The sequence below is a fragment of the Moorena sp. SIO4A1 genome (assembly GCF_010672065.1).
GTDB lineage: Bacteria > Cyanobacteriota > Cyanobacteriia > Cyanobacteriales > Coleofasciculaceae > Moorena.
This window is the reverse complement of sequence record NZ_JAAHHX010000009.1, coordinates 59,958-84,796: the sequence shown is the minus strand read 5'-3', so window position 1 is coordinate 84,796 and position 24,839 is coordinate 59,958. Positions and strand designations below refer to the sequence as shown.

Here is a 24,839-nt window from a genome sequence, read left to right as displayed (position 1 = left end):
CTTTGGCGATTGATAAAGTCATCCCGCTGGTGCTTTTCATTGCTGTTGGTTATGCCCTGAGAGGGAAATTTCAAAAACCTGTAGCAGTTGGTGCTATTAAAACGTTAATTATCAATGCTTTACTTCCTGCCGCTCTATTCCTATCCACGATCAAAATTGATATCGGTCAAGGTTTACTGTCGCTACCGGCATTCGGACTTGCTATCAATCTCTTCTTGTTAGGAATTGGATGGTTATTAACAGGTTTGGTAATTCCTAGCAAAGAAAAAGCCAAAGCCCGCTCGTTGATATTGATGTTTGCCTCTTTAGCTCCTGGTTTAACAGTTTATCCGTTTACTCAGGAATTTTTAGGTGAGCAAGGACTAGCTCTAGCCGGGTTGGTAGATGTGGGGAATAAATGTTTTGTGCTAATCGGTCTTTATGCTTTAGCGATCTATCTACACCAACGCAGTGTTGATACTTCCCACATCAATTTCAGCAAATTCAAAACTATTGGACTGACTCTGATCCAAGAACCAGCAAATTTGGCGTTGTTACTGGGTTTGTTGATAGGAGCATTAAATCTAGGTAACACACTTATCCCAGAAATAGTTTTGCAGGCCCTGCAACGGTTAGCGGCTTGCACTACTCCCCTGATTCTGTTTTTTGTAGGGATTTCTCTGAAGCCTAAAACCTTGAAATTACGGGAAATTTTACTAATTTTACTCGTCCGCTCAGCAGCAGGATTCTGGTTTAGTGCAGGAGTACTGATTTTGTTTAAACCAGATACATTGGCAGAAACGTTACTAGCTGTAGTTTTACCCCAAAGCGGATTGAGTTTGTGGCCGTTGTTGTATGCTTCCCAGATTAATATGCTCGACCAAGAGCAATATCGGCGTACTCACCCGACATTTGATACGGAATTTGCTCTAGGATTACTGAGCACTTCTATTCCGATATCGATTGGTGTTAATTTAATTATTTTTTCTAATAGCGCGTTTTTTATCTTACCGTCCCATCTGGGATTAGTCGGAACTATCCTTTTGCTCCTGTTCAGTATAGCAAAGGGAACAGGGAACAGGGAACAGGGAACAGGGAACAGGGAACAGGGAACAGGGAACAAAAATTATCACAATTCCTAAACGGATCCCTATCTGATTTAATAGACTTCGCGGCAGTTGTCGGGAACAGGGAACAGGGAACAGGGAACAGGGAACAGTGGACAATAATTGACGCAAACAGTATTAGAAAAATACTTTTGCAAGAGGTCTAATTTTGGTAGTGAGCATTAGGCAGTAGCAGGAAAACTGCCACCAATGAAATGGATATCACTGAAGGTTTCGTTCGCGTAGCGTGACCGTAGGTCAATCCACAGACGAGCGCCACAACGCAATGGATTATCTGGCTGATAGACAATCCGACAAGGACCGAGGATTTCTACTTGATTGCCGTATAGATTGTCGCCGCTTCGTTTTACTGAAATCACTGGCTGACGCTCTTCTGGACTTTTGTGATTGTTGCTGCCAATGCGATTGCGGTTGACATTGATCTTGGCCAGAGCAGGAGGACGAGTAGTACGCCATTTGCCCTTTGGTCCACGCTTCTTTTCAATGATTTGGGGCAGATTGTTGAACAGAGGAATAATCCAGAATTTTCCGCTTTTATAAGCACCCCGGACGCGACCATCATTGAGGAGTTGGCGCAAACGTCGAGAAGAAATACCTAAGAGAGAGGCGGCTTCAGTAGTACAAACGGACTTGTTCATCAGTGGACTTCCTTTACTCTTCCGATATCACTATTATAAGGCAAAAAGTTAGCTGAGGTGGTGTTTGTAAATTATTGTTAATATTTATTTACAAACCCACCTCAGCTCAAGGGGAATCTAAATTGAAGTTTTCGACATTATTCTGACTAATTAAATATGGATTTGCATGGGGATGATGCTCGGGTCTTTGGTGTAGGTAGACTTAACAGAGGGATCATAGAGTGGTGGTCCCACCTGTGAGAAGCCATACCTTTTAAACAGCGGAAGATTATGAGGTAGAAGCGCAACCAGCATAATCGAGGCATTATGCTCTTTTGCGACCTTAACAGCAGAAGAGATAATCTGATTAAAGGGGATTTTTCCTCGCTTTTCTTTGAGGACGACCAGACGTGACATTTCACAGACCTTTTTTTGATCAAACTGCTTGAGGTCAAACCCACTTTCCTCTATCGGTAGTCCAAGAGAGTTGTTAGGGAAGACAATTCGGTAGGTTCCTACAACAGCGTTGGAATCAACAATTTGTATATAAACTGAGACAGGATCGTAGTCATCAGGTATCTGCATCCCGAACAACTCTAACTCCTGGTGAAAGATGGAGACCTGCATTTGATGGCAAAGGTCTAATTCCTCAGAGATGCTAACCTGCTGAATGGAAATGGTCATTGATAGTCTTTTTGTTCTAGTCTGTTAAAACTGGGAAATTTTTAACCAATTTCCCTCGATAAAGCCCAGGAAAATAGGACTGACTCACTGTTAACGGAATTTGGTCATCGTGAGTAGTTGAAAATGAGCCACCAGAGGGCTGAGACGCTTAATTTTCGTTTTCTAAACCGTCATTGAATATTACCGCTTTTTGTAAATTGCAAAGCGATCGCCATTGTTCGTGCCTTGAAAATAAAATCCCGATTCTGTTAACATTTGACGAGTAGTTTCCGGTTTAAAAACGGTAATTGTGATTTGTTCTTGAGCTACAATTTATCCATCTTTCTTAAAGAAATACCTTTTTTCAAAGGTATAATAGTTTGGGGTATCTTCCCCTTCTTCAATACACTGGGAATAAACAATCCCTTCACCCAGGGATTTGTCAAAGTCATCATGGGGTTTTTGCAGGTGTAGCAATAATAATCCCCCTTCTTTTAAGTGGCGACCTACATTTGCTAACCCTTGACGATTGGCTTCAAGACCGGGAACGTGACCCCCAAATTGCCATTGAGCTTGATCCCCCCTATCAAGAATTCCCCAAACTCCTCCATTGGATATCGCTACATCGAACTTGGCGTTTAAGTCCATTGTTACCGCATCAGCTTCAATCAATTTAACCTGATTTACCAACCGTTGTTTGGCAATTTCAAGCATGGATGCGGTAAAGTCAATTCCCGTAAACTCGCAGGTTGGATCGAGTTCGATGTACTTTTGAGCCAGTAGTCCTGTTCCTACACCCAACTCTAGAACCTGACGACCATCACCCACTATCGAGTGGGCTTCCTTAGCTAGGCTCTGATAGTCGTAGTAACCAGATGTCACCCACAAATCGTAATATTTGGTAATCTCTGTATATTGATTGACCATTTTGTCTAGAAATTGAACGAATGAACAACGGAAAATTTTGTATGTTATCTGCTTGAGGGTTAATCTCTACGGATAAGCATGGATCAAAGTTCCGACTTCTATTTAGAGTCAGCACTTAGCCAAAATTACCGGTCTTATTTTACAGTAAAATGGTTATTGTCTCGCAATAATCTACAAAAAACCCGACACAACGGCTCATTGCTGTGCCAGGTCTTGCGGACTCGCCTTGCCTTCTTGATAGTCCCGATGGCTAGTTCGAGCTTGCCACAAGACCGATCTTTACTTGATTGATATTAATCGCTCTAAGCGTTTCTAGCGTCTTCGACCCAGCTATCAAACAGGTCTTGATGGTTTTCAATCCATTCTTCGGCATGGCGACGGATATCTTTTGAGCTATCTTCACCCTTATTGAGTAATTCATTTTGGGCATTGATATCCTCAACGGGAATATGAATCAATTCAAACAAGCGTTTGGCGGCTGGGTTAGCAGATACAAATTTCTTATTAGCTACGATTCGGATCCGATCGATGGCAAATCCCAGATTTTTACCATCTATCGAGGTATCTTTTGCGGTCAAGTCTTTCTGTGATTCTGGTAGATCAGTGAAGGGAACTTCTAGCCAGACTACATCTTGATCTGGTTTTAACACTGCTGCCATCCACATGGGAGTCCAGGTGTAGTAGAGGATTGGTTGTCCTTGGTTGTAGCGAGTAATGGCATCTACAATTAAGGCGGAGTAGGTTCCTTGGTCTTGCTCAACGGTGTCTTCGAGTCCGTAAGCTTTAAGATGATGCTCAATCATAATTTCACAAAACCAACCGGAATTACAGCCAATCAAATTGGCTTTACCATCACCATCTGAGTCAAAGAGTTTAGCGATTTTTGGGTCTTTGAGTTGCTCAAGGCTAGTGATGTTGTATTTATCAGCAGTTTTTTTATCAATCTGATAACCTTGCAACAGGTTAGACGTGATTACTCCGAGTCGTTCTAACTTCTGATCACCACCACTTTGTTCAAAAAAGGGTCTATGACCTATGTCCCAATGGACAGCAGTGTAATCTAGGTCGCCGTTGCCTAAAGCCAGGTGCGCGGTGACGTATTCAATTTGTTTTGGCTCTTTGATGGTGTAACCAAGCTTTTCCAGACCGATGTTTACAATTTCGGTTTGGAATTGTTCTTCTTGCAAGCTGCTATAGACCGATTGTACGCTCACCCCTTTACCAGGCATGGCTAGATTAGAGTCTGTGGTTACCTGGGAGGGTTGTTGCCAAGTGATAAAACCCAGGAGTGCCAATAAAACGGTTCCTGCAACAGTAGCCCAAGCCAGTTGTTGACCTGTCGAAGAGCGCACCAAACCAATTGGTCCTCGTTCCAACCAAGGGATTTGGTTGTTGCCTTGACTGACTATCTGAGTGATCCGATCCAGCATGACTGCGATTAGAACGATGCTCAATCCTCCGACAGCAGCTAATCCCACATTCACCCGACCTAGTCCTTGCAATACCATCTGTCCAAGTCCTCCTACACCAATCATGGAGGTGACCACTGACATGGATAAGGCTAAGAGGATGGCTTGGTTGACTCCAGCCAGAATGGTTGGCATGGCTAGGGGGATTTGGACTTCGAATAACATTTGTGTCGGGGTTGAGCCAAATGCGATCGCAGCTTCGACAACTTCTGTGGACACTTGCCGAATCCCGAGGTTAGTCAAGCGAATCAGCGGCGGTATGGCAAAGACACAGGTTGCCATTACTCCAGGCACTGCACCAATCCCAAACAACATCACTACTGGGACAAGATAGACGAATGACGGTAGGGTTTGCATGGCATCGAGCAGGGGTCGCAGCACTTTCTCAATGCGATCGCTACTGGCACAGGCAATACCAACGGTAATGCCCACCACCATGCAAAACACTACAGCAGTCACCACTAGGGAAAGAGATACCATGGCTTGGTTCCAGGCTCCGCAAAAGCCTATCAAGCTCAACGCAGCAACGCTATAAATGGCAATTCTTCCACCAGCCAGTTGCCATGCTATCAAGGCAATCAGAATCAGTAAAATTAATGGAGGAATCGATAGCAACAGCCATTCTATACTCTCAAGGGTGACGCTAATCGGTAGACTAATCCCTTGAAAGAAAGGACGAAAATTGTCAACCAGGAAATTCACTGCTGCAGTAATCCACTGCTGGAGGGGTAAGGTATAAAGCTCAAAGGGGTTCAGTAGAATATCTAGACCTCCTTGGCTCGTAGCGATCGCAAAAACAGATAGAGTCAAGGATTTCAACACAACAATACCAGTATTTTTATTAATAGTATCATGTCGGGGAGCATTTATTTGGTCAGGGGTTGGTAATGGGTAAGCTAAAACCCATGGAACATGTTTTTTAGCAAGGCAATAGGCAATAGGCAATAGGCAATAGGCAATAGGCAATAGGCAAAATGTGACTAGGTTAACTTTTTTTAGTTAATTTTAATAATAGACATTTTAAATACACAACTGCTTAATCAATTCACTCATTATTAATTAATTTATATATATTATTGATTTTTTACTCAAGCAACGACTGCGTCAATACAATAATTACAGTTTTTTGTATTAACAATAATTCTGATTTAGTTGATTAAATCTTGTAAGCATTCATCGCAGCTGGGATAATTCTCCCCATTTCCCGTTCTTCCCGACTCCCGACTCCCGATTCCCGATTCCCGATTCCCGATTCCCGATTCCCGATTCCCGATTCCCTGCTGCCTAAAAAATTTTTAACAAAAATTCTAAAAATATGTTATAATATAGGTTTATTTTTATGTTATAATAAAATCACGTCATCAAACACTAGCAATGTTCCATGACAAAAGCCAGCCTAAGGATTTTCGACGGTCACAAGGCTGGCTTTAAATCCCTTATGAAAAGGACCTGATTTATTATGACTTATGCCAATCGCCTACATCCGTGGGCAATCGTTCGCCTGTTGCCCAAAATGCAACGAATTGTTGTTGGTCGTTACCGCAATCGCTCTGATGCTGAGGGGCATATGCAAGCTCTGAAACGGCTTATGCCTGATGCTAAATTCGTGATTATTTTTGATCTAGGTGATCTTATAGGTGAAGAATCTAGGGATGAGCGGGAATAGTTGAAGGTTGTAAGGTTGAAGGTTGAAGATTGAAGGTTGAAGGTTATTTGGTTGAAGGTTATTTGGTTGAAGGTTGAAGGTTGAAGGTTATTTGGTTGAAGGTTATTTGGTTGAAGGTTATTTGGTTGAAGGTTATTTGGTTGTCAGGTTGTGGCAGGATACGGGCAAGATGCCCGTTCCACCAACATGCCCGTTCCACTAAGATGCCTATTCCACCAACATGCCCTACTCCCTACTCCCTACTCCCTACTCCCTACTCCCTATTCCCGACTCCCGACTCCCGACTCCCGACTCCCGATTCCCTACTCCTCAACCATAGAGCGCCAATTCCCAGAAGGAATAAAACTCGCCCAATAAATGGGATGCTGATACTGTGGACTTCCTAGCATTTGTAACTGAACCCTTCGCAAAGCTTCAGAACGCCCTTGGTTATCCTTCAATCCTTGATAATAAGACACCATTAGATACTTCGTAGCCTCATCATTCACGTTCCACAAACTAATGACTTGGCTTTCTGACCCGGCAATTACCAACGCTCGACGCAATCCATATATTCCTTCGCCAGCACTGATATTGCCTAAACCTGTATCACAGGCTGATAACACCACTAGCTTTGTACCTGATAAATTTAATCCGGTTGCTTCTAAGGCTGTGAAGATGCCATCTTCTAAATCATTGTCTGGCTTGTTGTTCTTAATTCCTGCTAATGCTAACCATGACCAAAGTAAGGCATTATCCCCATTAGTCAACTCTTCCTTTTCAGGTCTGTTTTGGAAGAAACCATGGGTAGCGATATGTAGTATTCTGGGACGAGTAACCTGTTTCAATGCTGCTTCATTAGCGTGAGCACCCAACAACGGCTCCACACCCAGCATCTTTGCGATCGCGTTTACTTCCTCAAGAGTACCCGGTAAAGGGGATAAGCTCAACTCTGAAGGATTAAAGTCACGTAAACTGCGGGTTGCTACTATCTGGTTTTCCTCCCCAAGGGCAGTAGTTTGAGCCGAATTATCAAAATCTGGTGCTCCCAAAAGTACTGGTTGGGTGAGCTTGCGATTAGGATTGGATAATCTCAGTAAATCCCTACCGGAGGTGAGATAGGTAAAACCATAGCTTTCTACTAAATACCGGTTGTCTTGATCTACTAAAGCTTCAAAAGGGATGAGGTTGAGGTAGCCGTCTGGAGACAGTAAAATCCTGCGGCTATTTCCCAACAAAGCACGGACTTTCGCCATCAGCTTCTGATCCAGATTGCGGGCTGCTTGTTTTAACTGAGGGATGCGAGTTTTTCGGTCTTGAAGGGATAATTCAAGTATCTCCCACAGAGGTTTCAAAGCATCTACTTCCCCTAAATCAATGCCTTGGGGTGCGCCTTGAGAACGGAGTACATAGGCGGCATAACGGGGATTACCCCAGCTACTCTTTTGGGGATTGAAGGGTTTGTACTCTACAAATTCTACCAGTGCCGTATCCAATGGAATGAGTTGTTGAATGGTTTCGATGGTGACTGGTTGATTGATTTGGGCAAATTCACGACTGCGCCGACTAATTTTTGCGACTAGTTCCTGTTCCTGATTAGTTAATTCATTGAGTTGATTACGATATTCTTCAAGGGAAAGCTTATCCGGTCGGTTGTAGGTGAGGTTAGCGAGTTGGGTGCGAGTATTGTTTAGTCGGTCTAGTAATTTTTGGCTTTGGAAATCTAAGCGTTTACGCAACAGTTGCTGACTATGGGTCAAGAAATCCAGTAAACGACCTTTGCGACGAAGTATAGTTGTTAACGCTAGACGAGCTGCTTTTTCATCATCAGGAGCTGAATTTAGGTGTAGAGAAATAGCTCTATCTCTTGTCCCAGAAATAGTTTTCATGTAGTCTCGTTTTTGCTTTTCAGCACCAGAAACGAGATTACGTTCTAGATTGAGTTCTTGGATATTTAATCCTGCTTCAAGAAACTCCAGAGCTTGCGGAATGTTTCCTTGACTGTGATGTAAAACAGCTAAATTATTGAGGTTTAATGCCACATCTGGGTGTTGGTTCCCCAGCAACCGTCTGTTCATCTCCAAAGCTTGGGTTAACAAGGGTTCCGCCTGTTGGTACCTTCCCATTGATTGGTAGAGTAAAGCCAGATTGTTGAGGCTTAATGCCACATCTGGGTGTTCCTCCCCCAGCAAAGGTCTATACATCTCCAAGGCTTGGGTTAACAAGGGTTCCGCCTGTTGGTACCTTCCCATTAATTGGTAGAGTGCCGCCAGATTATTGAGACTTTTTGCCACTAATGGGTGTTCTTTACCCAGTAACCGTCTCCACATCTCCAAAGCTTGGGTATACAAGGGTTCCGCCTGTTGGTATCTTCCCATTAATTGGTAGAGTAAAGCCAGATTATTTAGGCTTAATGCCACATCTGGGTGTTCTTTACCCAATAACCGTTTCCACATCTCCAAGGCTTGGGTTAACAAGGGTTCCGCCTGTTGGTACCTTCCCATGGATTGGTAGAGTGCCGCCAGATTATTGAGGCTTTTTGCCACAGAGGGGTGTTCCTGCCCCAGCAACCGTCTATACATCTCCAAGGATTGGGTATACAAGGGTTCCGCCTGTTGGTACCTTCCCATTAATTGGTAGAGTAAAGCCAGATTATTAAGGCTGCTTGCCACAGATGGGTGTTCTTTACCCAGTAACCTTCTCCACATCTCCAAAGCTTGGGTTAACAAGGGTTCCGCCTGCTCGTACCTTCCCATTAATTGGTAGAGTAAAGCCAGATTATTCAGGCTAGTTGCCACATCTGGGTGTTCTTTACCCAATAACCGTCTCCACATCTCCAAGGATTGGGTATACAAGGGTTCCGCCTGTTGGTACCTTCCCATGGATTGGTAGAGGAAAGCCAGATTATTGAGGCTAGTTGCCACAGAAGGGTGTTCGTTGCCCAGCAACCTTCTCATCATCTCCAAGGCTTGGGTTAACAAGGGTTCGGCTTCTGAGTACCTTCCCATGGATTCGTAGAGTCCCGCCAGATTATTGAGGCTGGTTGCCACATCAGGGTGTTCCTTGCCCAGCAACCGTCTCCTCATCTCCAAGGCTTCGGTTAACAAGGGTTCCGCCTGTTGGTACCTTCCCATGGAATAGTAGAGTGTCGCCAGATTATTCAGGCTTAATGCCACATCTGGGTGTTGGTTCCCCAGCAACCGTCTCGTCATCTCCAAGGCTTCGGTATACAAGGGTTCAGCCTGTTGGTATCTCCCCATTGATTTGTAGAGTAACCCCAGATTATTGAGGCTTTCTGCCACATCTGCGTGTTCTTCCCCAAGCACTTGCTGTCGAATTATCAAAGCTTCCTGGGCGAGGGGAATCGCTTCCGAATATTTCCCTTGCTCATTAAGATCAATAACTTGCTGATTCAGTTGCTTAGCTTTGGCGAGTTGTTCTTGTGCTGATTCCTGTTGTTGGGCAATAGTAGTTTCTCCCACTGTGGGCTGGGGCGTAATTAGTCCTACTGAGATCAAACTAACTAGAGCTGTTGCCCAAATTGTTGGCCGTTTTGGTTNAATAAGCAAAATAGGAAACTTAGACGCAAGGCTTGATGGACACGGAGGTATTTTTTCGCCCCCCAGTTTTGCCCTACAAACGGTCCAATGCTGGCAGAGATTGCAATTAGGACAATCTGGCTAAAGGATTCTACTCGTGAGGCAATGCCAAAACCTGCGACTGCGATAGTTCCGTAACCAGCTAGCAACCCAGTGATCACACCAATAGATATGGGAAATACCATGCTGGTTCCAGCAGCAGGCAAACCCACATAGAGAATTTTTTTCCAGGATTCTAAAATTACTCTCAGCTTGGGCAGGTTGAAGCAAAGCATCTGCAGCCGATTGTTGAGAAACCACAAGGCTACAACTAGGGTGGTGGCGCGGGAAATTACTGTTGCGATCGCTGCCCCTGCCAGTTCTAATCGAGGAAATCCTCCCAGTCCGATGATTAATACTGGATCGAGGGCAATATTGACGAATGCAGCAACCGTCATTATCACGCTGGGAATAGCAGTATTGCCGGAAGCGCGGATAGCATTGTTACCCACCATCGGGATAACCAGACAAATCATTCCCCAATACCAAATCTGCATGTAACTACGAATCAGTGGTAGCAAATCGGCATCAGCTCCTAAGGCCGTGAATAGGGGATCGATAGTTGCTAATCCCAGGAACGTGAACAGTGCTACTACTAGCAGAGACAGGGTTAGACTATCTGTTGTCAGTCGCCGCACTTTCTGGAGATCCCCTTCTCCAATGGCACGGGCAATCACAGAGGATGCTCCCACCCCTAACCCCATCGCTAGACTACCTAAAGTCATCACCACGGGAAAGGTGAAACTCATAGCTGCTAGGGGTTTGGTTCCCAGTTGTCCGACAAAATAGGTGTCAATCAGGTTGAAAGCAATAACTGCAAACACTCCCCAAATCATCGGTATCGTTAGTCGGGTTAGCTGGGAGCTCACCTTCCCTTCAATCAGGTTTTGCTTCATGGTAGGGCATAGCTTAATTAAACTTAATAAAATTTTACTAAATTTAATTGGTTTTGAGGATTTATCTATAGACAAGGCAAGAGGATAAAGAGGATTAATGGGTTAAAACAGGTCAGTTAAGTAAATCGTTTCGCCTCATCTATAGTGTTTCTGATAGCTATGAGGTACAGAAATTTTTTTTCCTTATTACCTATTCCCTATTCCCTATTCCCTATTCCCTGTTCCCTGTTCCCTGTTCCCTGTTCCCTTTTACCTTTGCTATAGCTGACTGCTTAAACTAATAGTTACAAAAAATTTATAAGGTTAAAAAAAAGCTTCTTTATGCTCAAGTAAGTTTTAACAAATGCTTCTTTGTGCTCTGGTTTTAGACGACGAAAAGGACTATAGGTAGATTCCCAGCAGAAAAGAGAATAACCATAACCATTGTTTTGGGCAATTTCTATCTGCTTGTTGAGTTCATTTATGGGCTTAGGGCGATAGAATTCTCCACTGTAGATACCTACGGCTACCGGAACGTAATAACTAGCTTCTCGTAAACCAGACGATCTTAGAGTATTGATTACTTCTTGGCTGGTCTTGCGATAAATTTGGACAATCACTTCATCAATCAAGCCTTGGCGGATCCAATACAACCAATTTTGAGAATATTTTCTGTAGGAAAAGCTTGGGGAATTGGGAGAAAGAGATATAATTAAATTAGGGTTAATTTTTTTAACCGCTTGGTAAATTTTACGGGTTAATTCCGTCATCACTCTGGCGTGATTTCCAAATTGAGTTGGAATGCCCCAATGATCGTCTAGTTGAATACCATAGAGGTTGGGATAGTTCTTAGCAACTTCAGTAAATAAATTAATGAAGTACTGTTGAACATCTGGGTGGTTTGGATTTAGCCACAGATGTTGATCGATAGCTTTTTCTCCTGTTGACGTCTTCAGGAGCCAATTGGGATGCTGCTTAGCAAATTTTGAATTAAGATGAAGCATCATGCCATGCTCATACCAAGCATAGATTTTTAAGCCTTGACGTTCACCTTCTTTGATAGCGGCTTTTAGGGGGTCGGTGAAGGGTAAGGTAATCCAGTTATTTTTGAGGGAATAGTTACTAGGATAGGTAGTTCCACCATTATAAACATCAACGTAAATTCGATTAAAATTCAGACCAGATAACTGGTGAAATACATTGTCAGTTTGTCCTGTATAGGATAGAAAGTTGTTACCGACATGAGTTAGCCAAATTCCTTGAATTTTATTGGTGGTTTTTGGGGTATGGCGAGGGGCAGGAATGATAGTGTTAACTCCTACCAGGACTACCACTCCTATTAATGTCCAAATTATAAATTTATTGAATTTTTTGGTTAATGGAAATTTCATTAGTTACTTGGTAATTGGTAATTGGTAATTATTATTTTCCTAGGCATATGCGCACTTATCACAGGCTAGAAGCCTGTGCCACGCACGCTACGCGAACAGCTATCAGCACTCAGCTGTCAGCTTTTAAAAGGAGGAAAACTAGGTATAAAAACTTAGGCATTTGGCCGAGGGAGCCGAGTACATGATTATTCGTGGGACTTCCCTCAAGAATCACCAACGCCCAAATGACCAATGACCAATGACCAATGACTAACGACTAATGACTAACGACTAACGAGCTTCCATAGGAATATAGGGAGCATCGTGAGTGCCAGTGTAGACTTGAGTAGGTCTAAAAATTCGATTGACGGCTAGCTGTTCCTTCCAGTGAGCTAGCCAACCTGCAACCCGTGCGATCGCAAACACTGGTGTAAACAAGTCACTCGGAATACCCAGCTTCCGGTAAACTAAGCCGGAATAGAAATCCACATTGGGATAAATCCCCTTGTGACCCAGTTTTTCCTCCACTGCTTTCTCCAACTCCAAAGCAATGTCGTAGTACTTGTCTGTGCCAGATTCCTTAAACAGTTGTTCCGCTAAGTTCTGAAGTATAGTTGCTCGCGGGTCTTTTACCTTATAGACTCGGTGACCGCAACCCATAATTTTTTCTTTGCGCTGCAAGCGCTCCTCCAAGTAAGGGTGGACATTCTCCACTGAGCCGATGGTTTCCAACATGGTAATCACTTCTTCATTCGCCCCTCCGTGTAACGGACCAGCTAGAGTTCCCACCGCTGATGCCACTACTGCATAGGGGTCAGTAAGAGTAGAAGCAGTCACCAGAGCCGAAAAAGTAGAGGCATTGATAGTATGTTCGGCATGGAGTGTCAGGCAAACATCAAAGACATGAGCCTCTAGGGGAGTGGGCTCTTCCTCATTGAGCATATACAGAAAGTTAGCTGCATAGTCAAGATCATCCCGAGGGCGTACTGGATCGTCCCCTTTGCGCATCTGCTTAAATGCTGCTACCATGGTAGGGATCTTAGCCAACAGGCGAACCACGGCTCCCCGAATGTATTGTGGATTGTCTAAAGCCCGCTTGGAGTAAAACAGACCCAAAGCAGCAGCAGAGGCTTGTAGAGCATCCATCGGATGACCAGTTTCTGGAAAACATTTCATCATGTCCCGGATGCTGTACTTGATCCGTCGGTGGAGGCGAACGTCCTCCTGGAATTCATAAAGTTCGTTCTTAGTAGGGAGCTCACCCCAAATCAGTAGATACGCGGCTTCTAGGAAAGTACTTTTTGATGCGAGTTCTTCGATCCTAATGCCACGATACTCTAGTATTCCCTTCTGCCCATCAACGTAGCTGATACTGGATTGAGCTGCTGGAATGCCTTCTAAACCTGGCTGGTACTCGCAAGCTATCATGTTATTACCTACAGAATCTTCATTCATCTCAGGCCAACTTACCAGAGATTAGTGCTTAAGTCTTCCGTGCTACAAAGATTATTTTTACTGTGATGACTATATTATAGCACTCTTTGACTTCTCTGACCCATGAATGGGGGGAGATTCCGAACACCATCAACCCTGAAAGATTGCTATACTAACCACTTGGGTGAGGTCAGCAAGAATAGCTCACTGCGACCGAAGGGCTTCCCAGTATTAGGAAGCTTTAACCCAATTACTCCAGCTTTTTTTAGCACTAGTTTTTGATCGGATACTCCCCACACCAACATTTCCGCCCAATTAGCTAAATCCGGTTGATGACCAACTAGAGCCAAACGTCTTTGAACATCAGTCTTTCTCCACCTCTGCTGTAGCCAGCTGAGCCATTGGTGAATGTCACCCTCAGGAGCGAGACTATCCGACTCTTCAACCAATGAGCCTAAACCAACATCTTGGAGGATAGCAGCGGTTTCCTTAGCTCTGACCAATGGACTAGTCAAGATTAGGTCAAAGTTTAGCCCTCGTTTATGGAGCTCCTTTGCTACTTTACTAGTTTTTTCATGGCCAATTTTGGTCAGTGGCCGCTCTCGATCGTTGTTGTAGGTGCCTCGCTCAGCAGCAATACCGTGGCGAATTAAGTAGAGTTCCATGGGCTGATTGTTAACAGTAGCTTAAAATGCGATCGCTACACTTAAAATACTCCTGAGTTCATCAGTTGGTATTAGTTAGTTTACTGAGTACTTGCACCATTGTCATTAATCTTCGGGTGGGCAGTGCCTACCAACGCGCTTTGCAAGGTTCATTATCTGTCTGGTGCACTGCCCACCCTACATGAACCAAGCTTATTGAGAATGGTGCAAGATGTGAGTTTAGATAACAGTATCCTGGGGATTAACTAATCGCAGTAGTTTTTGCTTGACTTGGGTATCAAACACCTCCCACTTGAGCTTGGCATACTCCGATTTGTCATTAAAACTACTCAAGAATCCCGTCGGAATTTCAAAGCCACCAGCCATCATGCGTCCACCACCAAAGAAACGCCCATGACTGTCTTGACCGAAAGCTTCTTTGATAAATTCATCAGGGTCGAGGGTTAACTTATTGGTTCTCAAGGAACCAATCACCACTTCTAATTCTTGGTCTTCATCGTAAACAATCCCATAAACCACAGCAGTGTGAACATTTTCTTCAGTAACTAAAAAGTCAGCAGCTTGGGGAATAGCATCCCGGTCTTCATAGCGAAGATAGCCCACACCAGCCATAGAGAAGTTATCTTGGAGAATGCGATATTTAAGCGATCGCTCAATAACATCCATCACTCGACGAGATCGAGATGTCTTGAGTATAGCGTTAAGGAGTTGAGTGTCATAGAAGCGGCTCAGATATCCAGCTGCCAAGAAATCCTCTTCCTGAGCCTGCATCAGCATATTAGTATCAGAGCGCAGACCATGCATCAAAGCTGTCGCACATTTGATATGTTCACTAATGCTACTATCGAGCTGTAGTAACCCAGCCTGAAGGTAATGGGTTAATAGCGTCGCGGTGGCTCTTGCTTGAGGACGAAGGTCAATAAATTCTGCTTTCCACTCCCCTTGACTACTGTGATGATCAAAGATGGCAATTAGAGGAATATTCGCCTTGGTAACAATCGGTAATAGCTGGGTGGTTGTACCCTGGTTATCAATCAGCACATAGCCCTGATACACCGATAAATCTTGATTTTTTGTGGTCTCGACACTGGAGCGTTTGGCTGGTAAACCAGTCAGCTTAACCAGGGCAATGTTTTCCTGGTGAGAGAGGGTCCCAGCATAGACAATATCGCATTGGATATTATACTCCTGGGCAATCAGCTGGTAAGCCCAAGCGCTAGAGAGAGCATCTGGGTCAGGGAAATCTTGTAGGATGATCAGTTGCCGCTCATTTTGATGACGCTCTAGAGTCTCTTGGAACTGTTGTACTTTTGAATGTACTTTTGAACCTGATGTAGACTGCCGCCTTGTTGTTTGGGAATTTCCCACGGAAGGATTTACATCTTGAGTAGATGACGGTTGCGCTTTAGCATCAACCTGTTCTGAATCTAAGCTAGATGCACCACTGTTAAGTAAATTGTTAGTCATTAGTTATGAGTCATTAGTCATTAGCCATTGGTGATTAGCCATTGGTCATTACTCATTAGCCATTACTCATTAGCCATTGCTCAACCCCCTTTTGGCTTCATTAATCGTGGGATGAATTAGCGGACTAAGCACCAATCACATACTTCCGCCACTCCTGATGCCGTCCAGTTTTTAAGTCTTTAGCAATTTCAAAGTGGAGACTACTATAAGGTCTCCGGGGTTGGGTTCGCAACATCATGTTGGCTTCTTTAGGGGTGCGATTCCCTTTTTTGACGTTGCAGCGCACGCAAGCTGTAACAAGATTTTCCCAGGAGTCACCTCCATGGCGAGAACGAGGAATTACATGATCTAACGTTAAGTCATCACCACTGTAACCGCAGTATTGACAAGAGTGACCATCACGGTGCAGGATGTTACGACGGGTAAGGGGAATCTCTTTGTAGGGTACCCGGACGTAATGGCGCAGTCTAATCACTGTAGGCAGTGGAAAATCTGCGTAAACGTATTTGCCGTTATGTTCGATACGCTCTGCCTTACCCTTGATCAACAACACAACCGCCCGTCGCCAGTTGGTGATGTTGAGCGGCTCATAGGAGGCGTTTAACACCAGAACCTTACCCATTGGTGATCTCAGCTAGGAGGATTTTCCCAGATAGTAGCACAGGTTGCTCAATCTGGGTTATTTTTCCATGGGTTAGTTTAATTTAGGGTGTTGCTAAACTGCTGATCTAAAGGCTGAACTAAAGAAATCCGTCAAGGGTCAACTCATGTATAGTTAGGTCAATTACCCATTACCCATTACCCATTACCCATTGCTAATGGACCTGTGAGCAGATAAGTAGTCATTTTCCCTTTGCCTTTGACTTCAAACGGTTCCCGTTTATCAAACAGGTACTTATCTTTTAATTTTTCATATGTTGTACCTGTAACCTGAATGCCACCTGGTATACCCTGAGATTCCATACGGCTAGCCATATTTACCGTATCACCCCACAAATCATAGCTGAATTTTTTGATTCCAATTACCCCAGCCACCACTGGTCCACTGTTGATGCCAATCCTGAGACGGAAATTTTGATTCGTTTGAGCATTGTACTGGGCAATTAATTTTTGCATATCCAATGCCATTTTAGCGATCGCGTCCGCATGATACTTGCAGGGTTTTGGCAGACCGGCAACAGCCATATAAGCATCACCAATCGTCTTAATTTTTTCCACACCATGCTCCTCAGCTAGTTGGTCAAACTCTGAAAAAATTACATTCAGAATTTCGACCAGTTCGGTGGGAGAGGTTTGGGTTGATAGTTTGGTAAAGTCAACTAAATCAGCAAACAAAACAGTTACATCTTCAAAACTTTCTGCCAGGGTACGTTCTCCTTTTTTTAACTGTTCTGCAACCGGTTGGGGCAAGATATTAAGCAGCAAAAGCTCAGCTTGGGTTCGGGCACGACGAAGTTCATCTTCATATTTTTTTCGCTCTGTAATGTCGCTAACTGTCCCTTCGTAGTAGAGTAAATCACCAAAATTGTCTCTGACTGCTCGTATATTTTCCGAAATCCAAATTACCATACCATCTTTCCGATAGACCTCGGACTCAACGTCTGATAAGGTTTCTTCTTTGTGGATTAGGGCTAATATATCGTCACGACGCATCGGTTCGAGGTAGAGTTGTGTCCCAATATCGGTGACTTGATTAATCAGTTCTTTTGGCGACTGATAGCCCAAAATACTTGCGAGTGCTGGATTAGCGGTGATAAATTGTCCTTCTGGTGTAACTTGAAAAATGCCTTCAGTGGCATTTTCAAATATACTGCGATATTTATGCTCAGCTTCTTGTTTCTGCTTGATTTCCTGTTGAAGTTGAAAATTTTGTTCTTGTAGTTGCTTTTGTAAACGCCCGAGTTTCAAGTGAGTGTTGACTCTCGCTCTTACTTCTTCCTGCTGCACTGGTTTGGTGAGATAATCTACTGCACCGAGTTTGAAACCTTTAACTTTTTCGAGAGTATCAGTACGAGCCGTCAGAAAAATAACTGGGATGTCTCTAGTTGACTCTTGAGCTTTCAAGCGACGGCAAGTTTCAAACCCATCAATTCCGGGCATCATAATATCCAGTAAGATTAGATCCGGTTGAGTATAGTTGACTTTCTGGAGGGCACTATAGCCATCTTGAGCGACTAAGACTTTGAAGCCAGAATTGCTCAACAACTCAAACATCACCCCTAAATTAGTCGGACTATCATCAACAATCACAATTACACCTTTATAGCCAATTTTGTTATAGCTCTCAGTTAGGGTAATTTTCCTGGAAGAGGAATAATTATTAGTTTGAGTTACTGAGGAAATATTCATAATCACATGAACTCGTTATTGGGGTTTGTCGCTAATCAATGGCTAATTCTAAAAGTCAAACTAATCGGATATCATCTCCCAAAAAAAATAGTTATTGACATTTTAAAATAAACCTTCAAAATACACCCCTAAAAATATAATAAATTATTTCTGGATTAAACAATCATTTTAATGGCTTGATTTTACAAAATTTTTGTATTTTATTTCAACTCAGTTTATCTATTTTTTAAATTATTTGGTTGACGAGGTTATTCGCGGTATTTTTTATCCATGTACTGGCCCACAAATTCCAGTATTTGTCTTTCTTGAAAGCCTTTTGATAATTGACGCAAATTTTGAGCAAAGGGGATGAATTTATCATCCAACTGTTCAATCAAATTAGCTTCCTCTTGGATCCCTCTAATATCACCGATGATGGCGAGTTCATACAGAACGGAGATTTTCTCTGGCGATGGCGCTACAGGCATAACCTCTTCAGCTTTCTCTTCCTTAGTGGATTCTACAATTCCTTGTCCTCCTTGTTGTTCCTGGGAAACATCTGGTAAATCTAAATCTAGCCAAAAAATACTACCTTGACCTACAGTGCTTTTAACCTTTAATTCACTACCCATTAATTCCGCTAAACGTTTACTAATCGATAGTCCTAAGCCTGTACCATTAACCTGACGGTCAGTGTTACCCACTTGATGGAATGGCAAAAATATTTCTGCTAGTTGTTTTGGTGGGATACCAATGCCAGTGTCTGCTATGACAAAGCGCATTTTTTGAGTACCTTGCTTTTCGGTTAAAGACCGATCAACGTTCAACTCTGAACACCCCAAATAACCAACTTTAAACGTTACCTCGCCAGTATCTGTAAATTTGACAGCATTTCCCAAAAGGTTCATCAGAACTTGTCGCAGTCTTATTTCATCACCCTTGACAAATTCAGGGAGGGGCGAAAGGAATTCGTAACGGAATGAAATGTTTTTTTGTTTAGCACTGATCACCACAATTTCCACAATACCTTCCAGAAACTTGGGAAACTGAAAATCTCTGACATCCAGTTCCATTTTTCTGGCTTCGATTTTTGATAGATCCAGGATGTCATTGAGTAGGGTTAACAGATGCTGACCACTTTGCTGAATAATACTCAGCTGCTCTTTTTGCGTAGCGCTCAGATTAGGTTCCTCTTGGAGGATTTGGGCATAACCTAAAATTCCGTTAAGGGGGGTACGTAATTCATGGCTCATGTTGGCTAAAAATTGACTCTTAGCCCGATTGGCTACTTCCGCCTCAACTTTAGCCTGCTTCAACGCCTGTTCTGCCTGTTTGCGATCGCTAATGTCTCGAAAAATTCCCTGCACAACTGTCTTCCCTTGCAGCTCTAAAGTAGTCCCACTAACTTCTACAGGCACGGTTGTACCAACTTGATGCAGTAATTCCAGTTCTACTTGAAATACACCCCCTGCCTCCACATGTTGCTGGAAAATTTGGGAGTAGGCTTTGAATCGTTCTCGTGGAATAATCTTACTCTGATGTAACCCAATAATTTCAGATCTCCCACGGCCCAGCATCTGTTCCGCCATCTGATTGGCTTCCAGGATGATTCCGGTTTCCGCATCTGCCATCAGAATGGCATCACCAGCTGACTCAACTAATTTGCGATACTTCTGTTCCGCCTGCCGTAGTTTTGCCTCTGATAGCTTGCGTTCAGTGATATCTCGGTTACAGAAGATTCTACCATAGTAATCCCCACCACTGGTAAGCACTGGTGCTGAATAAAAGTCAAAAATACGCCCATCCTTGATTAAAAGTTCATCGTAGTTCGTTGTTTTGGGATGAGCCTGAAGATAGTCCACCTGAGCCAGAAATTCTTCGGGATGGTTCAGTTGAGAACTCACCTGCTTGAGCAATTCTTTAATATGATTGGCTTGAAACAACTGTTCTGGAGTCTGCCACAAGTCACAGAAACGGTGGTTGTAGGAAACCACCCGAAAATTTTCATCAACCACTAAAATTCCATCAATGGCAGCTTCTTGTTGCGCTTTGAGCATGGCATTTGTACGGAGCACATCCTCCTGTGCCACAGAGCGCTCAATGGCAATTCTAGCGAGTTGGGTGGCCTTATCCGCCAGTTCTTGCTCTTCGCGGTTTGGGGTATGAGGTTCAGTGTAATAGGTTGAGAAGGTGCCTAGCACCGTCCCTTGAGTGGACAAAATCGGGATAGACCAACACCCTCTGAGATTGTGGCAAAGTGCCAAATCCCTTATACTTCGACACAAGGGATGAGTGGCAATATCCTTAACCATGACCGGTTCTCGCCAATAGGCGGCAGTGCCACAGCAACCCATATATGGACCAATAACCATACCATCAATCCCCTGAATGTAGGATTCTGGAAGGCTGGGAGCGGCAGTATAACGCAAATTAACCCCATTTTTGTCCACCAGGAAGAAGGCACACCTAATTTTGGGAAATTGCTGCTCAATCAATCGAGCCAGTTGGTCTAGTACATCTGGCAGCTTCTCCCACTGGGTAATCATTTCCAGGATACGATTTTGTCCAGCTAATAAGGCTTTAACTCTCTGGCTATCAGTAATGTCAGTAAAGGTACCGACTAGACGAACCACTTTACCTTGATCATCTGAGATCACTAGACCAGTCGAGAGAATCCAGGAAATTGAGCCATCTTTGCGCAGCAGACGAAACCTTTGTTTCCACTTCTTGATGCAGTCGCTCATGGGGGAAACCCCCAAGACCGCGCTGCATCGCTGAGAACTTCGTCCAGCACATAGGTTATCTAGGATGGCTTTGACCTGATCTTGATCCTCAAGATGAATCAGCGCCAGTAATTCATTAATGGTCGGTCCCTCTTGATCCAATGGGTAGCCAATCAGGCTGAGAAATTGGGGCGAGTAGTAATGATCATAGGTTTTCAGGTTGATTTCAAAGAGTCCGTTGGTGTTAGCTTGAATAGCCAGAGCAAACCGTTCCTCACTCTCCCTAAGTGCATCCTCAATGCGCTTGTGTTCAAGAACCTCCGCGATTAATTGTCGATTGAGCTGCCTCAAGGTAGCTGTTCGCTCTTGAAATTGATGTTCCAGCCGTTCATTCTGGTTACGGAGTGCCTCTTGAGCGTGCTTGCGCTCTGTGATCTCCTCAACAGTAGCTTCGTAGTAGAGTAGAAAGTTACTACTATCGCGGATAGCCCGCACGTTTTTGGAAATCCAAATTATAGTACCATCTTTTTGATAAATCTGTGCTTCAAACCCTGAAACAACACCATCTTCCTGTAGCTGTAGAAGCAAATCTGCCCGTCGTTGAGGATCAACGTAAAGTTGGTGGGCAATATCGGTGACACTTGCTATGAGTTCTTCCGGTGATTGATAGCCATATATTCTCGCTAGTGCGGGGTTAGCACTGATATAGCGTCCGTCAGGTGTGGTCTGACAAATGCCCTCGACAGCATTTTCGAAGATGCTGCGGTATTTGGCAACGCTTAAGCGCAACAACTCTGCTGCTGAGTTTCGTTCTGATGTAGTCGCTGCCAAGAATAAAGGGATTGTCGCCATCAGTATCATAAAAACCTGTAGTAGGGGAACTGCTTCGCTCAAGTTCCCGGTGCTGGCAAGAAACGGTCCGGTACCCAAACTGGTTCCTACAATGGCAATGCTCGATACCATCAAGCAGCCTAGGGTGGTCAGGCGTTGACCAAATTGGAGGGCAGCCCAAATCAGCCAGGGAAATATCAAGCAGGCGAGGGGATAGGTTGCCATTTCTGGCGCAATGTCCGACCCAAACACTCCCCAACTCACTGTCAAGAGTGAAATCAGCCAGATAGCTACCAAAATAATTTGCTTTATCTTTATGCTTGCTTGAGGGGTTAACGGTTGTTGGTTAGACAGTTGGAGGTTAGTTTGGGTTGACTCTTCAACTTTCTCAACCTTGAACCTGCCAACCTTCAACTCCTTCACTAGGTAGCACCAAACTAAAAACACTGGTACTACGACTAAAACCACCATTAAGTCCCCTAACCACCATTGCCACCACATCCAGCCGAAATTCCTACCATCAAATTCACCACTCAGGTGTAAGTGAGTTAGACTGACAGTCGGAGCGATGAGTGTGGCAAACATCGACACCCCTAGGAAACCCAATACATCTCGTCGCCGTTCTAGGGAAGGACGAAGCTGCCACCACAGTGCCAATCCTATCGAGAGCAATACTGACAAGATATAGCCTAAAGCAGTGATCCCAGAAACTGGCCAGAACCTCTGAGGCGACACAGTCCAGAAAAATTGTCCCCAAGAAACCGATGGCAAAACTCCTTGGTGTTCGGTTAACCACCAAAGATGCTCCCTTAGTAGTAATACGGTTGCTTGGGTAATTCCTGTGGGAGACCAAACTGGTGGTACTAATGTATTCCCTCCAATCAATCCATGGACTAAGTTTGCCAGCCCAAGGTAAACCAAAGTCAGTAAACCTACATTAGTTAAGTGTTGCCAGAATCCTTTTGCGATGAAAATCATTTTGGGAATACGCCCAAAGATGGAGTTAGGCGAAATTAATCTTTACGCACATTGACATAATTTTCAATCCCTAAACCGGGAAATTCCGCAACTTTACAAACTCTTTTATTTTCTAGTTATATTTTTTTCATTCTCTTTAAATTAAAGGTTTTTTTGCCTTAGAGATTTAGTTAAAGTGAAAAGTGAAAGGTTATGGGTGAAGGCTACCAACTTAAGCTGGCATATAGCGACGGAGACTGGTAATTGTTCATTGTTGTTCATTGTTGATGGTTTTCCCTTGTCTCCCTTCCCTTTGCTTGATCAGAGGTAGCCTGGGTGAAAGAGACGACACCAATCTCCTCTGATTCCCCTTTCTCCTTTTCCAAGTCCGCTGTTAACTATCATCAAGGAGCCAAGGCAAGTGGTATACCATTCAACTCAAACTTTCTATAAAGCTGAGATTTCACAGAATCCCCCTTACGCCATTGCCTAGGAGACATGACGCTGGCATTTTCTATTACACCTGAGCTATTGAAGGTTTTTAAATCAGCGCACCCACATATCCTTCTTTGGTTATCTAAAAAACTTGTATGTCAATTTTCTAATCTCGTAGGCGAGTAGGTGGGTTGTGGCAAAACATTAACGTAGTTATTTGAAGAAGAGTAGTAAGCGATGATCAACAAAGGTAATGTTAAGGTCAACAGCGCAATTACCGTACCCAAGACTTCTGCCCATCTATATGGGTGAGGGTCAGAAGAGTTGGCAGATGAGCCACTAAGTTCCATAAATTAATTGAAATTTAAACTAGGTCAGTTGAAAACGACGATTAGTTGGGTCTTATCATAAACCCTACATCCTCTATTTTATCGATTTATTTCCAAAGGATTGTTTTCTAGTAAACAATCTCAACCAAATTCCAGCCCGCTTAACGATACTTTGCAAAAAACTAGGCTTAACAAGGTTAAAAGTTGTAGGTTAAAGGTTGTAGGTTGTAGGTTGTAGGTTACCGGTTATAACCCACATTACCCATGTCAGTTTGTAGTATGCAAAGTATGATGTAAATCCGACCAATGGGTAATGGGGTGGCGAATCAATGCCTGTCAATGCTCGAGAGCCTTTTGAACCAAGATGGGAATTTGGGAAGGGCGTTCGGCTACTGGGATTCTCCCTTGCTTAAATACTGCCACTTTTCCCTGTGCCGTAGACACTTTAGTCATATTACTCATAGCCTCTGGTAGGTGAGTCGATAGCATAGCACTAGGGTTACTAATTAGTTGTGTCTCTGGTGTATAACGTCCTGCAATGTAGGAAATCACTGGTTTATGGATTTCCTGGGCTATATAGGCAGCGGCGGCCACGTCTTCGTAGCCGCCACCAGTCTGATCAACTAGGACAATAACGTTTGTAGCTTTATCTTTTTCCAAAACCTCCAGCCAATAGCTAAACGAAGAACCAACAATTGCTTCACTGCCAAGGTTAATCGCGATTGACTGTCCTAGGTTGGCTTGAGTTAAGCCAAAAGCCACTTCGTAGATCAGATAACTACCACGGGTAATTAATCCCACTGAGCCAGGGGTGTAAAATTCACTTTCGTGAGTCCCTAGCAAAACTTTTCCTGGAACAATAATTCCAGAACTGCTCGGACCAAGAATAATTGTCTTAGTAGCTTGGGCAATAGCTATCAATTATACCATATCCAAGGGAGGAATACCACCAGTCACTAGAATAATTTGCCCTATCCCAGCATCTATCGCTTCCAAGGCAGCATCTTTGACCTGGTAAGATTCTTCAAAAATAATGGTTGTGTCTACAGCTTCGACATGATGGCAAGCCTGCTCTACTAAATCAAATACAGGAATGCCATGTAAGGTTTGCCCTCCCTGACCAGTACTAACTCCGGCTACGACATTGGTGCCATAGGCTTTCATCCGGGCAGCGTAGTACAAACCTAAGGGTTGTGTAATACCTTGTACTAGGACTTTGCTATCGCTGCTCAAGTTAATTGGTGATTGATCCTTAGTCATTTGTTGTTTGTCATTGGTCAATGATCAATGATCAATGATCATTGATCATTTTGAGTTGCCAGAAGACTCTGGCTAATCAAAAAGGATAAGGAACAAAAGA

General features: G+C 43.7%; 18 protein-coding genes. 3 read left to right on the top strand and 15 right to left on the bottom strand.

Annotated features, from left to right (window positions below):
• Positions 1 to 2 precede the first annotated feature (2 nt).
• The gene (locus tag F6K53_RS09705) at positions 3 to 1,121 is read left to right on the top strand and encodes a hypothetical protein (RefSeq protein WP_293080466.1); all 1,119 of its coding nucleotides are present in this window, start codon (positions 3 to 5) and stop codon (positions 1,119 to 1,121) included.
• A gap of 146 nt (positions 1,122 to 1,267) precedes the next feature.
• On the opposite strand, the gene F6K53_RS09700 is transcribed toward F6K53_RS09705, so the two are convergent.
• From F6K53_RS09700 to proX, 4 genes are all read right to left on the bottom strand, one after another.
• The gene (locus tag F6K53_RS09700) at positions 1,268 to 1,744 is read right to left on the bottom strand and encodes a helix-turn-helix domain-containing protein (protein WP_075901334.1); all 477 of its coding nucleotides are present in this window, start codon (positions 1,742 to 1,744) and stop codon (positions 1,268 to 1,270) included.
• A gap of 150 nt (positions 1,745 to 1,894) precedes the next feature.
• Complete coding sequence (locus tag F6K53_RS09695) at positions 1,895 to 2,407, bottom strand: GNAT family N-acyltransferase (protein ID WP_293025587.1); 513 nt, start codon at positions 2,405 to 2,407, stop codon at positions 1,895 to 1,897.
• 312 nt (positions 2,408 to 2,719) lie between these two features.
• A complete protein-coding gene (locus F6K53_RS09690) occupies positions 2,720 to 3,313 on the bottom strand; it encodes a class I SAM-dependent methyltransferase (protein WP_293071204.1) in 594 nt (197 codons plus the stop codon).
• A 302-nt stretch (positions 3,314 to 3,615) separates the two neighbouring features.
• The gene (gene proX, locus F6K53_RS09685) at positions 3,616 to 5,748 is read right to left on the bottom strand and encodes a glycine betaine/L-proline ABC transporter substrate-binding protein ProX (RefSeq protein WP_293071202.1); all 2,133 of its coding nucleotides are present in this window, start codon (positions 5,746 to 5,748) and stop codon (positions 3,616 to 3,618) included.
• Positions 5,749 to 6,241: 493 nt separating this feature from the next.
• Here proX and F6K53_RS09680 point away from each other — a divergent pair, with 493 nt between their 5' ends.
• Both F6K53_RS09680 and F6K53_RS09675 read left to right on the top strand, forming a co-directional pair.
• Positions 6,242 to 6,448: a hypothetical protein gene (locus F6K53_RS09680; protein WP_293039436.1), complete on the top strand. Its 207-nt coding sequence runs from the start codon at positions 6,242 to 6,244 to the stop codon at positions 6,446 to 6,448.
• Between the two features lie 150 nt (positions 6,449 to 6,598).
• Positions 6,599 to 6,805 (top strand): hypothetical protein, encoded by a 207-nt coding sequence (locus tag F6K53_RS09675; protein WP_293074009.1) that lies wholly within the window; start codon positions 6,599 to 6,601, stop codon positions 6,803 to 6,805.
• On the opposite strand, the gene F6K53_RS09670 is transcribed toward F6K53_RS09675, so the two are convergent.
• The 11 genes from F6K53_RS09670 to F6K53_RS45760 form a co-directional block, all read right to left on the bottom strand.
• On the bottom strand, positions 6,751 to 9,996 hold the full coding sequence (locus F6K53_RS09670; protein ID WP_293080464.1) for a CHAT domain-containing tetratricopeptide repeat protein: 3,246 nt from the start codon (positions 9,994 to 9,996) through the stop codon (positions 6,751 to 6,753). The genes F6K53_RS09675 and F6K53_RS09670 overlap by 55 nt on opposite strands.
• Positions 9,951 to 10,961 carry an MATE family efflux transporter gene (locus F6K53_RS09665; RefSeq protein WP_293080461.1) on the bottom strand — a complete coding sequence of 337 codons (1,011 nt, stop codon included), beginning with the start codon at positions 10,959 to 10,961 and terminating at the stop codon, positions 9,951 to 9,953. The genes F6K53_RS09670 and F6K53_RS09665 overlap by 46 nt, the downstream gene beginning before the upstream one ends.
• Positions 10,962 to 11,245: 284 nt before the next feature.
• Positions 11,246 to 12,331: a family 10 glycosylhydrolase gene (locus F6K53_RS09660; protein WP_293064279.1), complete on the bottom strand. Its 1,086-nt coding sequence runs from the start codon at positions 12,329 to 12,331 to the stop codon at positions 11,246 to 11,248.
• 270 nt (positions 12,332 to 12,601) lie between these two features.
• Positions 12,602 to 13,738, bottom strand: coding sequence for a citrate synthase (locus F6K53_RS09655; protein WP_293062507.1), 1,137 nt, complete (start codon positions 13,736 to 13,738; stop codon positions 12,602 to 12,604).
• Positions 13,739 to 13,911: 173 nt separating this feature from the next.
• A complete protein-coding gene (gene sixA, locus F6K53_RS09650; RefSeq protein ID WP_293037345.1) occupies positions 13,912 to 14,409 on the bottom strand; it encodes a phosphohistidine phosphatase SixA in 498 nt (165 codons plus the stop codon).
• A 219-nt stretch (positions 14,410 to 14,628) separates the two neighbouring features.
• Positions 14,629 to 15,876, bottom strand: coding sequence for a bifunctional oligoribonuclease/PAP phosphatase NrnA (locus F6K53_RS09645; RefSeq protein ID WP_293037342.1), 1,248 nt, complete (start codon positions 15,874 to 15,876; stop codon positions 14,629 to 14,631).
• A gap of 124 nt (positions 15,877 to 16,000) precedes the next feature.
• Positions 16,001 to 16,498: an HNH endonuclease gene (locus tag F6K53_RS09640; protein ID WP_293024617.1), complete on the bottom strand. Its 498-nt coding sequence runs from the start codon at positions 16,496 to 16,498 to the stop codon at positions 16,001 to 16,003.
• Positions 16,499 to 16,674: 176 nt separating this feature from the next.
• Positions 16,675 to 18,225, bottom strand: coding sequence for an adenylate/guanylate cyclase domain-containing protein (locus F6K53_RS09635; protein WP_293024615.1), 1,551 nt, complete (start codon positions 18,223 to 18,225; stop codon positions 16,675 to 16,677).
• Positions 18,226 to 18,473: 248 nt separating this feature from the next.
• On the bottom strand, positions 18,474 to 22,736 hold the full coding sequence (locus F6K53_RS09630) for a PAS domain S-box protein (RefSeq protein ID WP_293024613.1): 4,263 nt from the start codon (positions 22,734 to 22,736) through the stop codon (positions 18,474 to 18,476).
• Positions 22,737 to 23,815: 1,079 nt separating this feature from the next.
• Positions 23,816 to 24,400 carry a hypothetical protein gene (locus tag F6K53_RS45765; protein ID WP_364300794.1) on the bottom strand — a complete coding sequence of 195 codons (585 nt, stop codon included), beginning with the start codon at positions 24,398 to 24,400 and terminating at the stop codon, positions 23,816 to 23,818.
• The gene (locus tag F6K53_RS45760; protein WP_364300791.1) at positions 24,401 to 24,739 is read right to left on the bottom strand and encodes a hypothetical protein; all 339 of its coding nucleotides are present in this window, start codon (positions 24,737 to 24,739) and stop codon (positions 24,401 to 24,403) included.
• Positions 24,740 to 24,839 lie beyond the last annotated feature (100 nt).

Bases quoted from the DNA above. Each gene is read 5' to 3' on its own strand.
- F6K53_RS09700 (WP_075901334.1), bottom strand. From the start codon at position 1,744: ATGAACAAGTCCGTTTGTACTACTGAAGCCGCCTCTCTCTTAGGTATT.
- F6K53_RS09695 (WP_293025587.1), bottom strand. From the start codon at position 2,407: ATGACCATTTCCATTCAGCAGGTTAGCATCTCTGAGGAATTAGACCTT.
- F6K53_RS09690 (WP_293071204.1), bottom strand. From the start codon at position 3,313: ATGGTCAATCAATATACAGAGATTACCAAATATTACGATTTGTGGGTG.
- F6K53_RS09680 (WP_293039436.1), top strand. From the start codon at position 6,242: ATGACTTATGCCAATCGCCTACATCCGTGGGCAATCGTTCGCCTGTTG.
- F6K53_RS09660 (WP_293064279.1), bottom strand. From the start codon at position 12,331: ATGAAATTTCCATTAACCAAAAAATTCAATAAATTTATAATTTGGACA.
- F6K53_RS09655 (WP_293062507.1), bottom strand. From the start codon at position 13,738: ATGATAGCTTGCGAGTACCAGCCAGGTTTAGAAGGCATTCCAGCAGCT.
- sixA (WP_293037345.1), bottom strand. From the start codon at position 14,409: ATGGAACTCTACTTAATTCGCCACGGTATTGCTGCTGAGCGAGGCACC.
- F6K53_RS09645 (WP_293037342.1), bottom strand. From the start codon at position 15,876: ATGACTAACAATTTACTTAACAGTGGTGCATCTAGCTTAGATTCAGAA.
- F6K53_RS09640 (WP_293024617.1), bottom strand. From the start codon at position 16,498: ATGGGTAAGGTTCTGGTGTTAAACGCCTCCTATGAGCCGCTCAACATC.
- F6K53_RS09635 (WP_293024615.1), bottom strand. From the start codon at position 18,225: ATGAATATTTCCTCAGTAACTCAAACTAATAATTATTCCTCTTCCAGG.
- F6K53_RS09630 (WP_293024613.1), bottom strand. From the start codon at position 22,736: ATGATTTTCATCGCAAAAGGATTCTGGCAACACTTAACTAATGTAGGT.
- F6K53_RS45760 (WP_364300791.1), bottom strand. From the start codon at position 24,739: ATGACTAAGGATCAATCACCAATTAACTTGAGCAGCGATAGCAAAGTC.